Source organism: Pseudomonas koreensis, from assembly GCF_036668835.1.
Classification (GTDB): domain Bacteria; phylum Pseudomonadota; class Gammaproteobacteria; order Pseudomonadales; family Pseudomonadaceae; genus Aquipseudomonas; species Aquipseudomonas koreensis_I.
Window position 1 is genome coordinate 1 of sequence record NZ_JAZEVW010000017.1, and the last position, 13,057, is coordinate 13,057.

Annotated in this window: 10 protein-coding genes; 3 read left to right on the forward strand and 7 right to left on the reverse strand. The window is 59.6% G+C overall.

Annotated elements, in window-relative coordinates:
* Positions 1 to 145: 145 nt before the first annotated feature.
* The 6 genes from cysG to V6F91_RS26615 form a co-directional block, all read right to left on the reverse strand.
* Positions 146 to 1,540 (reverse strand): siroheme synthase CysG, encoded by a 1,395-nt coding sequence (cysG, locus tag V6F91_RS26590; protein WP_332769742.1) that lies wholly within the window; start codon positions 1,538 to 1,540, stop codon positions 146 to 148.
* Positions 1,541 to 2,821: a serine--tRNA ligase gene (gene serS, locus V6F91_RS26595; protein WP_125927824.1), complete on the reverse strand. Its 1,281-nt coding sequence runs from the start codon at positions 2,819 to 2,821 to the stop codon at positions 1,541 to 1,543.
* 15 nt (positions 2,822 to 2,836) lie between these two features.
* A complete protein-coding gene (gene crcB / locus V6F91_RS26600; RefSeq protein WP_332769746.1) occupies positions 2,837 to 3,211 on the reverse strand; it encodes a fluoride efflux transporter CrcB in 375 nt (124 codons plus the stop codon).
* Positions 3,211 to 4,533 (reverse strand): replication-associated recombination protein A, encoded by a 1,323-nt coding sequence (locus V6F91_RS26605; RefSeq protein ID WP_332769748.1) that lies wholly within the window; start codon positions 4,531 to 4,533, stop codon positions 3,211 to 3,213. The genes crcB and V6F91_RS26605 overlap by 1 nt, the downstream gene beginning before the upstream one ends.
* Positions 4,534 to 4,669: 136 nt before the next feature.
* The gene (gene lolA, locus V6F91_RS26610; protein WP_332769750.1) at positions 4,670 to 5,290 is read right to left on the reverse strand and encodes an outer membrane lipoprotein chaperone LolA; all 621 of its coding nucleotides are present in this window, start codon (positions 5,288 to 5,290) and stop codon (positions 4,670 to 4,672) included.
* A gap of 76 nt (positions 5,291 to 5,366) precedes the next feature.
* Positions 5,367 to 7,796 (reverse strand): DNA translocase FtsK, encoded by a 2,430-nt coding sequence (locus V6F91_RS26615; protein ID WP_167359897.1) that lies wholly within the window; start codon positions 7,794 to 7,796, stop codon positions 5,367 to 5,369.
* Positions 7,797 to 8,285: 489 nt separating this feature from the next.
* Here V6F91_RS26615 and aat point away from each other — a divergent pair, with 489 nt between their 5' ends.
* The 3 genes from aat to infA all read left to right on the forward strand — a co-directional run bounded on the left by aat (position 8,286) and on the right by infA (position 10,063).
* On the forward strand, positions 8,286 to 8,966 hold the full coding sequence (gene aat / locus V6F91_RS26620; protein WP_332769752.1) for a leucyl/phenylalanyl-tRNA--protein transferase: 681 nt from the start codon (positions 8,286 to 8,288) through the stop codon (positions 8,964 to 8,966).
* Positions 8,967 to 9,024: 58 nt separating this feature from the next.
* Positions 9,025 to 9,732, forward strand: a complete 708-nt coding sequence (locus tag V6F91_RS26625; RefSeq protein WP_332769754.1) for an arginyltransferase — start codon at positions 9,025 to 9,027, stop codon at positions 9,730 to 9,732.
* Between the two features lie 112 nt (positions 9,733 to 9,844).
* Positions 9,845 to 10,063, forward strand: coding sequence for a translation initiation factor IF-1 (infA, locus tag V6F91_RS26630; protein WP_002553999.1), 219 nt, complete (start codon positions 9,845 to 9,847; stop codon positions 10,061 to 10,063).
* 703 nt (positions 10,064 to 10,766) lie between these two features.
* On the opposite strand, the gene clpA is transcribed toward infA, so the two are convergent.
* On the reverse strand, positions 10,767 to 13,037 hold the full coding sequence (gene clpA / locus V6F91_RS26635) for an ATP-dependent Clp protease ATP-binding subunit ClpA (protein WP_007964841.1): 2,271 nt from the start codon (positions 13,035 to 13,037) through the stop codon (positions 10,767 to 10,769).
* Positions 13,038 to 13,057: the final 20 nt, after the last annotated feature.

Sequence of the window (13,057 nt, forward strand, 5' to 3'; positions counted from 1 at the left end):
ATCGGCGCTTGGGTGAAAGGAGGAGGGTGAAAATCTCCCACGGTCTGCACTGCGCTAACAGTCAGAATCGAGCCTTGTCCCTCCTCCTCCCTTCAAGTCCTACCATACAAGCGAGCCTGCTCGCGAATGGGGCAACTCGGTATTTCTAGACCTGCGCCTGAGCCCCTTCAAACCACGCGAGTTTCTCGCGCAATTGCACCACTTCACCGACGATCACCAGTGTCGGCGCATGCACTTCATGCTCCGCCACCAGTCGCGGCAAGTCGGCCAGCGTACCGGTAAAGACCCGCTGATTGACCGTGGTGCCCTGCTGGATCAATGCCGCCGGGGTATCCGCCGCGCGACCATGCTTGATCAACTGCTCGCAGATGATCGGCAGCCCCACCAGGCCCATGTAGAACACCAGCGTCTGTGCCGGCGCGACCAGATCCGACCAAGGCAGGTCGGTGGAACCGTCCTTCAAGTGGCCGGTAACAAAGCGTACCGACTGCGCGTGATCGCGATGGGTCAACGGTATCCCGGCATACGCCGCGCAACCGCTGGCGGCGGTAATTCCCGGTACTACCTGGAAAGGAATGCCGTGGGCTGCGAGTTCTTCGATCTCTTCACCGCCGCGACCGAAAATGAACGGATCGCCGCCCTTCAGCCGGACGACACGCTTGCCGGCCTTGGCCAGATCGACCAGTTGCTGATTGATCTGCTCCTGCGGCACCGCATGCTCGGAACGGCGCTTGCCGACGTACACCCGCTCGGCATCGCGACGGCACAGTTCGAGCATTGCCGGTGCAACGAGGCGGTCGTAAAGCACCACATCGGCCTGCTGCATCAGACGCAAGGCCTTGAAAGTCAGCAAGTCCGGATCGCCCGGACCCGCACCCACCAGATAGACCTCACCCGTGGTAACCATCGCTTCGCCGTCGATCTTGGCTTGCAGCAGGCGCTCGGCTTCGGCGCCCTGCCCGGCCAGTTGCCGTTCGGCAATCGGCCCCTGAAACACGTCTTCCCAGAAACCGCGACGCTGCTGCACATCCGGAAACAGGTTTTTCACCTGATTGCGAAACCGCGCAGCGAGTCCGGCCAGATGGCCATAGGTCGATGGAATCCAGGTTTCAATCCTGGCGCGAATCAAGCGCGCCAGCACCGGCGCGTCGCCGCCGCTGGACACGGCGATGATCAACGGCGAGCGATCGACAATCGCCGGGAAGATCACACTGCACAGGGCCGGCGCGTCGACCACGTTGACCGGAACGCAACGTCGGTGCGCATCCGTCGAGACTTGCGCATTAAGCGTCTCGTCGTCGGTGGCGGCAATGATCAGCCCGCAGCCGTCGAGATCGGTCTCAACATAGCCACGCAGCACACATTCGCCGCCACAGGCAGCCACGAGTTCGGCCAGTTGCGGTTCAATTTCAGGTGCGACCACCCGCAGCAGCGCACCGGCATCGGCCAGCAGGCGGGATTTGCGCAAGGCAATTTCCCCTCCACCGACCACCAACACACGACTGCCGCGCAGGTTGTGAAACAGCGGCAGATATTTCATTTAGCCGATGACCTCAAGGCCACCCATGTACGGCTTGAGTACGTCCGGCACGCGGATCGAACCGTCAGCCTGCTGGTAGTTTTCCAGCACCGCCACCAGCGTACGACCGACAGCCAGACCGGACCCGTTCAAGGTGTGCACCAGTTCCGGCTTGCCGGTTTCCGGGTTGCGGAAGCGCGCCTGCATGCGGCGGGCCTGGAAATCACCGCAGTTGGAGCACGAGGAAATTTCGCGGTATTTGTCCTGGCTCGGGATCCACACTTCCAGATCGTACGTCTTGACCGCACTGAAGCCCATGTCGCCGGTACACAGGGCCAGGGTGCGGTATGGCAGACCAAGCAGTTGCAGGACTTTTTCGGCGTTGGCGGTCAGGCCTTCCAGCGCTTCCATCGACTGCGACGGCTCAACGATCTGGACCATTTCGACTTTGTCGAACTGGTGCTGACGGATCATGCCGCGCGTGTCGCGACCCGACGCGCCAGCTTCGCTACGGAAGCACGGAGTATGGGCAACGAATTTGATCGGCAGCAGCTTCGAGTCGACGATTTCGCCAGCAACGATGTTGGTCAGCGACACTTCGGCGGTCGGGATCAGATATAGATCGGCTTCGCCTTCGCGAGCGATCTTGAACAGGTCTTCCTCGAACTTCGGCAACTGACCGGTGCCTTGCAGCGCCGGCGCCTGAACCAGATAAGGCGTGTAGGCCTCTTCGTAGCCGTGCTCGTTGACGTGCAGGTTGATCATGAACTGCGCCAGTGCGCGGTGCAGACGGGCGATCGGGCCGCGCAACAGGGCGAACCGGGCGCCGGACAACTTCGCCGCGGTTTCGAAATCCAGCCAGCCGAACTTCTCGCCCAGGGCAACGTGGTCTTTGACTTCGAAATCAAACTGCGTCGGCGTACCCCAGCGGCGCACTTCGACGTTGTCGTCTTCGTCCTTGCCGACCGGCACGGATTCGTGCGGCAGGTTGGGAATGCCCAGCAGGATCGAGTCCAGTTCGGTCTGGATCGCGTCCAGCTCGACTTTACCGGCGCTCAACTCGCCCGCCATACGCTCGACATCCGCCATCAGCGGTGCGATGTCTTCGCCGCGCTGCTTGGCCTGACCGATGGATTTGGAGCGCGCGTTACGTTCAGCCTGCAGTGCTTCGGTGCGGGTCTGGACGGTCTTGCGCTGTTCTTCCAGCGCTTCGATGCGCGCGGTGTCCAGGGCAAAGCCACGGGAAGCCAGGCGGTCCGCTACGTCCTGAAGGTTGCTACGTAACAGTTTGGAATCGAGCATGTCGGTTTCTCGTTATCAAAGTTTGGTCAGGGACAGGCCGGCCCACGTCGCGAGCAGCCCGCCGAATACGCTGAGTGCCGCATAGCCCAGGGCCAGCGGCACCTGCCCGCTTTCCAGCAGGCGCACCGTATCCAGTGAAAAGGATGAAAAAGTCGTCAGCCCTCCGAGGAAGCCGACCATCAACCCGGCACGCACCTCGATCGGCACCTCCGGGCGTATCAAAAACAGGCCGTACAACACGCCAATCAACAGACAGCCCACGATATTAACGGCCAGCGTCGCGGTATAGAAGTGCCGCGGCCAATTGGCGCTGACCCAATTGCCGGTGGCGAAGCGCAACAGGGTGCCGGCAACACCGCCGACCGAGACCGCAACAATCAATGGGACCACTATTTTCTCCGCTGTCTTGGGCTCAGACGATCGAGTTGAGCGAGATGATTGAGCTTCTCGCCGATCTTCAATTCCAGGCCACGCGGCACTGGCTGATAGAACGGAATCGGTTCGAGTTCTTCGGGGAAATAGTCTTCGCCGGCCGCGTAGGCATCCGGTTCATCGTGGGCATAGCGGTATTCGTCGCCATAGCCCAATTGCTTCATCAGTTTGGTCGGCGCATTGCGCAGGTGCAGTGGCACTTCCAGCGAGCCGTTTTCGGCTGCGGCGCGCAACGCGGTTTTGAAGCCCATGTACACCGCGTTGCTTTTCGGTGCGCAAGCCAGATAAGTGATCGCCTGAGCCACAGCCAGCTCGCCCTCCGGACTGCCGAGACGCTCCTGCACTTCCCACGCCGCCAGGCACAGGCTCAGTGCACGCGGGTCGGCGTTGCCGATGTCTTCGCTGGCCATGCGCACCACGCGGCGGGCCAGGTACAGCGGATCACAACCGCCGTCGATCATCCGCGCGAACCAGTACAGGGCGCCGTCAGGATTGGAACCGCGCACTGACTTGTGCAGCGCGGAGATCTGGTCGTAGAACGCTTCGCCGCCCTTGTCGAACCGGCGACGGGTATCGCCGAGCAGGCTTTGCAACAGATCGGTGCCGATCTCGCTGTTGTCTTCGGCCAGGTCCGAGGCGTTTTCCAGCAGATTGAGCAGGCGCCGGCCATCGCCATCGGCGGCGGACAACAGCATCTGGAAACCTTCATCACTGAGGGTCAGGTTGCGCTTGCCCAGGCCGCGTTCTTCGGTCAATGCCCGACCCACCAGTTTGCGCAGCGCCGATTCGTCGAGGCTTTTCAGCACATAGACGCGGGCGCGTGACAACAAAGCGTTGTTGAGTTCGAACGAGGGGTTTTCCGTGGTCGCGCCGATGAAAATCAGCGTGCCGTCTTCGACGTAAGGCAGGAAGGCGTCCTGCTGGGATTTGTTGAAACGGTGGACTTCATCGACGAACAGAATCGTGCGCTTGCCGTACTGGCCGGCCTGCTGCTTGGCGATTTCGACGGCCTGACGGATTTCCTTGACCCCGGCGAGCACCGCCGAGACCGTTTCGAAGTGCGCATCGGAGACTTCCGCAAGCAATCGCGCCAGGGTGGTTTTGCCCACGCCTGGCGGCCCCCAGAAGATCATCGAATGCAGGGCACCCTGCTCCAGCGCTTCACGCAGCGGCTTGCCACGCGCGAGCACGTGTTCCTGACCGACGTACTCGTCCAGATTGGTCGCACGCAAACGCGCGGCCAGCGGCTGGGCAATCGGTGCACTGCGAAACAGATCCATCACTACCTATGAAACCTCACTGGCGGGAGTAACCCTTGTGGGAGCGAGCTTGCTCGCGAAAGCGGTGGGTCAGACGCATTGATGTTGAATGTTCACCCGCATTCGCGAGCAAGCTCGCTCCCACATTTGAGTTCGGTTACTCCTGGATAACGTCGGCACCCTTGGGAATGTCGAACTTGAATTTCGAGGCCGGCACCGCTTCGTTGGCCTTGACCCCGGTAAACAGGATATTGGTGCGCTGGCCGACACTGTCGATCAGTTGCATGTCGTTGAGCAGACCGTTGCGGAACGACAGGCGCAGGTTGTCGAACAGGGTATCTTTGGTTTTCGGCTTGAGGGTGAAGTCGATCACGCCGCCCGCCTCTTTCGCGCTGATGTCAAAGCTCTGGCTGATTTTGGACACGTCACCGGACAGCAGCAGCGCTGGGGTCTGGGTCAGGCGCTCGTCGAGTTTCTTGATCGTGGCCTGCTCCAGATCCGGGTCCCACAGGGTGACCTTCTTGCCGTCGGAGACCATGGTCTGCTCGGCCGGAGCATTGGTGTGCCAGTAGAACAGGCCCGGACGCTGCAGGGTCATGTTGCCAGTGGTTTCCTGCAATTGGGTGCCGCTGCCGTCGAGGGTCAGCTGCGAGAAGTTCGCGCTCAGGGTCTTGGATGTTTCCAGCAATTGGGTCAGACGCGCCACATCCTTGTCATCGGCGTGGGCCGTGAAGGTGGTCAGCGCCAGTACTGGCAACAGCATGCGGATAAGACGCATGGGAGTCCTCTTGAATACTCGTTGGGAGAGGACGGCGCGTCATTGCGCCATCCTTTGTGCAAAAAGGCGTTTCGAATCAGTCGCGCACCGGGCCCGGGGCGAGAACCTCGCGGGAACCGTTGGTGTTCATCGAGGTGACGACGCCGGCCATTTCCATGGCTTCGATCATTCGGGCAGCGCGGTTGTAGCCGATCTTCAGCTTGCGCTGTACCGCGGAAATCGAAGCACGACGGCTTTCGAGGACAAACTGCACGGCTTCGTCATACAACGCATCGGCTTCCGGATCATCGCCGTCGCCGCCACCGCTGCTACCTTCAAAACCGCTGCCGGCCTCTTCGACACCGTTGAGAATGTCGTCGTTGTATTCCGGTGCGCCGCGCAGTTTCCACGCCTCGACCACACGATGAACTTCATCGTCGGACACGAACGCACCGTGAACCCGGATCGGCAGACTGGTGCCCGGCGGCATGTACAGCATGTCACCGTGGCCTAGCAATTGTTCGGCGCCGCCCTGGTCGATGATGGTCCGCGAGTCGATCTTGCTCGACACCTGGAACGCCATGCGGGTCGGAATGTTGGCCTTGATCAGGCCGGTGATCACGTCAACCGACGGACGCTGGGTCGCGAGGATCAAGTGAATACCCGCGGCACGGGCCTTCTGTGCGATACGAGCGATCAGCTCTTCAACTTTCTTGCCGACGATCATCATCATATCGGCGAATTCATCGACCACCACAACGATGGTCGGCAGTTTCTGCAGCAGCGGCGCTTCGTCGTGAATGCTTTCGCGCTTGTACAGCGGATCGCTCAACGGCTCGCCAGCATCCTGCGCTTCCTTGACCTTGGCATTGAAGCCGGACAGGTTACGCACGCCCATCTTCGCCATCAGCTTGTAGCGCCGTTCCATTTCGGCAACGCTCCAGCGCAGAGCGTTGGCGGCGTCTTTCATGTCGGTCACAACCGGGCACAGCAGATGCGGGATGCCTTCGTAGATCGACAGTTCGAGCATCTTCGGGTCGATCATGATCAGCTTGGCGTCTTCCGGGCCGGACTTGAACAGGATCGACAGGATCATTGCGTTCACACCGACGGACTTACCGGAACCGGTGGTACCGGCGACGAGCAGGTGCGGCATCTTCGCCAGGTCGGTGATGACCGGTTTGCCGCCGATATCGTGGCCGAGGGCCAGGGTGACCGGCGATTTGAAGTTGTCGTATTCAGGCGTCGACAGCACTTCGGAGAAACGCACGATCTGCCGGTCTTCGTTGGGAATCTCGATACCGACCGTGGTCTTGCCTGGAATCACTTCAACCACCCGCACGCTGGTCACTGCCAGCGAACGCGCAAGGTCCTTGGCCAGGTTGGCGATACGGCTGACCTTGACGCCTGCCGCAGGCTGGATTTCGTAACGGGTAATCACCGGGCCGGGATGGATCGAATCCACCGCCACTTCAACACCGAACTCCTTGAGTTTGATTTCCAGCAGATGCCCGACCGCAGCCAGCGATTCCGGCGAATAGTTGAGTTGCTTCTTTTCCGCAGGATCGAGGATCGAGATCGGCGGCAACGTGCCTTCCACGGCGCTGTCGACGAACAACGGCACCTGCTTTTCTTTCTGCACGCGCTTGCTTGGCTCGGGCGCTTTGGCCGGCGCCGGGGCGATCACTGGCGGCACCTGCTTCTCGCGATCGGACATATGCTTGCTCAGGGCTTGCTCGCGTTCGATCAGGCGCTCTTTGACCTTGGCCTGCTCGCGCTTGTCAGTGACCGTTGGCGCGACCACATCATGCACACGGTCATCGACCTCTCGCAGTTGCGCGACCAGTTGCTTGCGTTCGGTGCGTGCCGCCCACCAGCGATTGAGCGCACCCTGAAACAGCTCGAACAGATCAAGCGTGATCTTGCCGGTGATGTCCATCACCTTGAACCACGACAGATCAGTAAACACCGTCAGTCCGAACAGGAACAGCGCGATGAACAGCAACGTGCTGCCCTGAATGTTCAGCGCATTCTTCGCCAGGTTGCCCAGGCTTTCGCCCAGTGCACCACCGGCGCCCGCCGGCAGGCCGGACGCGGCATGAAAATGCAGATGCGCCAGCGCCGCGCCGGACAGCACCAGAAACACCAGCCCGATCAGGCGCCAGGAGAACAGCCAGCCGCTCCACTGCCACGGCTCGTGGCGCTGACGGAAGATCTGATACGCCTTGATCGCCAGCAGCAACGGGAAGATGTAGGCGAAGTAACCGAGCACCATGAACAGGATGTCGGCGCTGTAGGAGCCCGCTGGCCCGCCGAAATTCTGCACGTCATCGATCTTGCTGTTGTGGCTCCAGCCCGGATCGTCCTTGCCGTAGGTCAGCAAAGCCATCATCAGGAACAGGCACAAGGCACCGATGGCGATCAATGCACCTTCCTTGAGCCGGTAGTGCAATTGTTGGCGCCAGAGCGGAACGACTGTTTTGGGTGCTTCGGTGGATTTCTTCAAAACGCTTCTTTTCCTGCGCACGAGGCGCGTCCATCTATTGAATGACGATAAAAAACTGCCCAATCCAGGCAGGTAAAAAATCAAACGAGCGCAAACGGAACTACTTTTAACATTACGCCGCGCTTTTTATAAACACAGCACATGACCGACATTGTCCGATAACCCGCCATTGTACGGGTTTGTGCGTTCGATGCCATGCTTCAAGCCCCGTGATTGAGCATAGCCAAGCGCACAGAAGCTGCGGCGCAATTTGAGCATGCATTTACCTTTTGTGACAAAGGCTTATGACGGCCATTTGATGAACGTAGCGAAGCAGCCGATATCTGCCCGGCGGCGACGCTTGCCGCGCACTGCCACGGTGTCGCTTACGACCGCGGCCGACACACCAAGTTGCAGCTCAATACTGACTACGTCGAACATCTGTGCAGGACATCAGCGCCGTTTCGCGGCAAACTCTTTCGCGGTGGCCTGCGCGCCCCCCCGCCCTCCCCTTCTGCAAGCCTGGATGCCATGCTGACTTGGTTACAACGCAATACCCTGACTTTTCCGCCACTGGAAAAGGCCATGCGCGAGCCCAACGGATTGCTCGCCGCCGGCGGTGACTTGTCTGCCGATCGTCTGATTCAGGCTTATCGCCATGGCTGCTTTCCGTGGTTTTCCGAAGGCCAACCGATTCTCTGGTGGTCGCCGGACCCGCGCACCGTACTGTTTCCCGACGAACTGCACGTCTCGCGCAGCCTCGGCAAACTGCTGCGCAAGGAACGCTACCAGGTGACCTTCGATCAGGATTTCGAAGCCGTGATTCGCGCCTGCGCCGCGCCCAGGGATTACGCCGAAGGCACCTGGATCACCGAGGCCATGCAAGACGCGTACATCGAGCTGCATCGTCGCGGCTTCGCCCATTCGGTGGAAGTGCGCGATCAGGGCGAACTGGTCGGCGGCCTGTACGGCCTGGCGATGGGCCAACTGTTCTTCGGCGAATCGATGTTCAGCCGCGCCGACAACGCCTCGAAATATGGCTTCGCCACACTGGTGCGCCATCTGAAAGAGGCTGGTTTCGTACTGATCGATTGCCAAATGCCGACCGACCATCTGCACAGCCTCGGTGCGCGAGCGATTCCCCGCGAGCAATTTGCCGACTATCTGGCACGGCATCTGGATCAACCCAATCAGGCAAGCTGGGTTTGCTGAGCGACTTTTGCGCAGGTGGCTTACACTTAATCCACCAGCTTATTCCGAGGGTTGATTCATGACCGAGTTGGCGCGCCTGAAGTTTTATGCCACTCAGCCCCACTCTTGCAGTTATCTGCCCGAGGAGCAGGCTACGACCCTGTTTCTCGATCCGAGCCAGCCAATGGATGTGCATGTCTACGCAGACCTGTCGGAAATGGGCTTTCGTCGCAGCGGCGATCATCTGTACCGCCCGCATTGCCAGAATTGCAATGCGTGCGTGCCTGCGCGCATTCCGGTTGCGCAGTTCCTGCCCAATCGCCAGCAAAAACGCATTTTCAAACGCAACGCCGATTTGCAGATACGCCCGGCCAAGCCGCAATTCAGCGAAGAATATTTCGACCTGTACCAGCGCTACATCGAACAACGCCACGCCGACGGCGACATGTACCCGCCAAGCCGCGATCAGTTTTCGACCTTTCTGGTCCGCGATCTGCCCTTCTCGCGCTTCTACGAGTTCCGACTCGACGGACGGTTGCTGGCGGTAGCAGTGACCGATTTGCTGCCTAACGGCCTGTCGGCGGTCTACACCTTTTACGAACCGGCCGAAGAACGCCGTAGCCTGGGACGTTTCGCGATCCTCTGGCAAATCGCCGAAAGCCAGCGCCTGGGGCTTGAGGCGGTCTACCTCGGGTACTGGATCAAGAACTGCAAAAAGATGAACTACAAGACCCAATATCGCCCTATTGAACTGCTGATCAACCAGCGCTGGGTCATCCTCAACTAAAGCAAAAGCTCAAACCCCTTGGCGTAAACCCCATTTTTCGGGCACAATGCACGCCGCTTTTGCCTGGCGCAGTTGCACCGGGCCATTCACTGGATACCGAGGGCTTTACTGCATGTCGAAAGAAGACAGCTTCGAAATGGAAGGCACTGTCGTCGACACCCTGCCCAACACCATGTTTCGTGTGGAGTTGGAAAATGGGCACGTCGTAACCGCGCATATTTCCGGCAAGATGCGCAAGAACTACATTCGTATTCTTACCGGTGACAAAGTGCGCGTTGAACTGACGCCCTATGACTTGAGCAAAGGGCGCATCACCTACCGCGCCCGCTAATCAAGTCAATACAAAACGCCCGGCTTTTAGCCGGGCGTTTTTGTATCTGGGGTTTGGTTTTTTTAGATCCATATGCTGCGGCAGCGTGGAAGTAGCCTGAAGATCAAAGGCAACGTCAAAAGCCCCTCACCCTAGCCCTCTCCCGGAGGGAGAGGGAACTGACGGTGGTGGATGCGAGAGATACGCCGACGTGAAATACCGAGTCGAACACAAGTTTGAACGGCCCACAAATCGGCTCCCTCTCCCTCGGGAGAGGGCTGGGGTGAGGGGCAGCCACACCACAACCCCCAAGCCAACCACCCGCCTCTAACCACTCAACAATGAGCGTTAGCTCGAGTGCTTTTGATTTTGCTTTTGATACACCGGCGACGTCGGAAGGCTGAGCGCAGGGATTGATCCAGGCGTGGGAGCGCAGCGACCGTACGACGAAGTCGTACACAGCGGAAGTAGGTGCAGCGAAGCAAACCGTAGCCGCTGCGCCCGGATCGATCCCGCAGCGAAGGGACCCGAGCTTGCGAGGGCCGTACGTAGGAGCAAGCGTTTTTTTTGCTTACTTTTTTTAGGCGTTTGTAAAAAAAGTGAGTCGCCGTAAGGGCGAAACCATAAGCAGCCGTTACCGCAGCAACGGATATTCACCCAACCCCAGCAAACAACGCACAACAAAAAAGGCGCCCGAAGGCGCCTCAGCTTCACAACAAAACGGTCAAGCCATCTCCGCCGTAGTCTCGAAGTCAAACGTCAACTCACCATCCTTGATGTCGATGTGCACCACACCGCCATGCTCGGCCAGCTCGCCAAACAGAATCTCCTCCGCCAGCGGACGCTTGATCTTGTCCTGGATCAGACGCGCCATTGGACGCGCGCCCATTGCCGAGTCATAACCACCGGCCGCCAGCCAACTGCGCGCCGCATCGGTCACCTCAAGCAACACACGCTTGTCTTCCAGCTGCGCCTGAAGCTCGGTAAGGAACTTGTCCACCACGCTCTTGATGACCTCATGACTGAGGCGACCAAACTGGATAATGGTGTCCAGACGGTTGCGGAATTCCGGCGTGAAGCTCTTCTTGATCACTTCCATCGCATCAGACGAGTGGTCCTGATGGGTGAAACCGATCGAAGCGCGCGCCGCCGTTTCGGCACCGGCGTTAGTGGTCATGATCACGATCACGTTGCGAAAGTCCGCCTTGCGCCCGTTGTTGTCGGTCAGCGTACCGTGGTCCATCACCTGCAGGAGCAGGTTGAAGACTTCCGGGTGCGCCTTCTCGATTTCATCGAGCAGCAATACGCAATGCGGCTGCTTGGTGATCGCTTCGGTCAACAGACCACCCTGATCAAAGCCGACATACCCTGGAGGCGCACCGATCAGACGCGAGACGGTGTGACGCTCCATGTACTCGGACATGTCGAAGCGCACCAGTTCAATCCCCAACGCCTTGGCCAATTGCCGCGCGGCCTCGGTTTTACCCACACCGGTCGGCCCTGCGAACAGGAACGAACCGACTGGCTTGTCCGGCGACTTGAGCCCGGCACGGGACAGTTTGATTGCGGTCGACAGCGAATCGATCGCCGCGTCCTGACCAAACACCGTCAGCTTCAGGTCACGCTCCAGATTACGCAGCAATTCCTTGTCGGAACTGGTGACGTGCTTCGGTGGAATCCGCGCGATCTTCGCCACGATGTCTTCGACCTGCGGCACTTCGATACGCTTGACGCGCATCTCGACCGGTTGCAGACGTTGATAGGCGCCCGCCTCGTCGATTACATCGATGGCCTTGTCCGGCATGTGCCGGTCATTGATGTAGCGCGAAGCCAGCTCGGCAGCGGCACGCAACGACTCATCGCTGTACTCGATGTTGTGATGCTGCTCGAAGCGCCCTTTCAGGCCACGCAGGATACCGATGGTGTCTTCCACCGACGGCTCGACCACATCGACCTTCTGGAAGCGACGCGCCAGGGCACGGTCCTTCTCGAAGATGCCGCGGAACTCCTGGAACGTGGTCGAACCGATGCAGCGAATGTCGCCAGACGACAGCAGCGGCTTGAGCAGATTCGAAGCATCCATAACGCCACCGGACGCAGCACCGGCACCAATAATGGTGTGGATCTCGTCGATGAACAGGATTGCCTGCGGACGTTTTTTCAGCTCATTGAGCAGCGCCTTGAAGCGCTTCTCGAAATCACCGCGGTATTTGGTGCCTGCCAGCAGAGCGCCAAGGTCCAGCGAGTAGACGACGCTGTTGGCCAGCAGATCCGGCACCTGATTGTCGACAATGCGCTTGGCCAGGCCTTCGGCAATCGCGGTTTTACCCACGCCTGCTTCGCCGACCAGCAGCGGATTGTTTTTGCGCCGCCGCGCGAGAATCTGCGCGACGCGCTCGACTTCCGATTCGCGGCCGACCAGCGGATCGATACGACCCTGGCGCGCGAGTTCGTTAAGGTTGCTGGCATAAGCATCCAGAGGATTGCCTGAAGAAGAAGACTCACCGCCCTCGTCGTCCTGCATATCTTGTTCACCTTCAGAGTGATCGCCATGCCCCGGCACTTTGGAAATGCCGTGGGCGATGTAGTTGACGACATCGATGCGCGCTACGCTCTGCTGTTTCAGCAGGAATACGGCCTGACTCTCTTGCTCACTGAAGATGGCGACCAGCACGTTGGCGCCAGTCACTTCGCGTTTGCCGGAGCTCTGTACATGGAAAACAGCACGCTGCAGGACACGCTGGAAGCCCAGGGTTGGCTGGGTTTCGCGATCTTCGTCATGGACGGGGATCAATGGCGTTGTGGAGTCGATGAACTCCTGCAGGTCGTGCTTGAGTTTGTCGAGGTTCGCGCCGCAGGCACGCAAAACGGTGGCGGCAGCCTCATTGTCCAATAGGGCCAACAGGAGGTGTTCGACGGTCATGAACTCATGACGCTTCGAACGAGCCTCCTTGAAGGCTAGATTGAGGGTGACTTCGAGCTCGCGGTTTAACATAGCTTCACCTCATACCCAAG

Excerpts from the sequence above, each read along its gene's own strand:
- cysG (WP_332769742.1), bottom strand. The coding sequence starts at position 1,540 with ATGAAATATCTGCCGCTGTTTCACAACCTGCGCGGCAGTCGTGTGTTG.
- serS (WP_125927824.1), bottom strand. The coding sequence starts at position 2,821 with ATGCTCGATTCCAAACTGTTACGTAGCAACCTTCAGGACGTAGCGGAC.
- V6F91_RS26605 (WP_332769748.1), bottom strand. The coding sequence starts at position 4,533 with ATGGATCTGTTTCGCAGTGCACCGATTGCCCAGCCGCTGGCCGCGCGT.
- lolA (WP_332769750.1), bottom strand. The coding sequence starts at position 5,290 with ATGCGTCTTATCCGCATGCTGTTGCCAGTACTGGCGCTGACCACCTTC.
- aat (WP_332769752.1), top strand. The coding sequence starts at position 8,286 with ATGCTGACTTGGTTACAACGCAATACCCTGACTTTTCCGCCACTGGAA.
- V6F91_RS26625 (WP_332769754.1), top strand. The coding sequence starts at position 9,025 with ATGACCGAGTTGGCGCGCCTGAAGTTTTATGCCACTCAGCCCCACTCT.
- infA (WP_002553999.1), top strand. The coding sequence starts at position 9,845 with ATGTCGAAAGAAGACAGCTTCGAAATGGAAGGCACTGTCGTCGACACC.
- clpA (WP_007964841.1), bottom strand. The coding sequence starts at position 13,037 with ATGTTAAACCGCGAGCTCGAAGTCACCCTCAATCTAGCCTTCAAGGAG.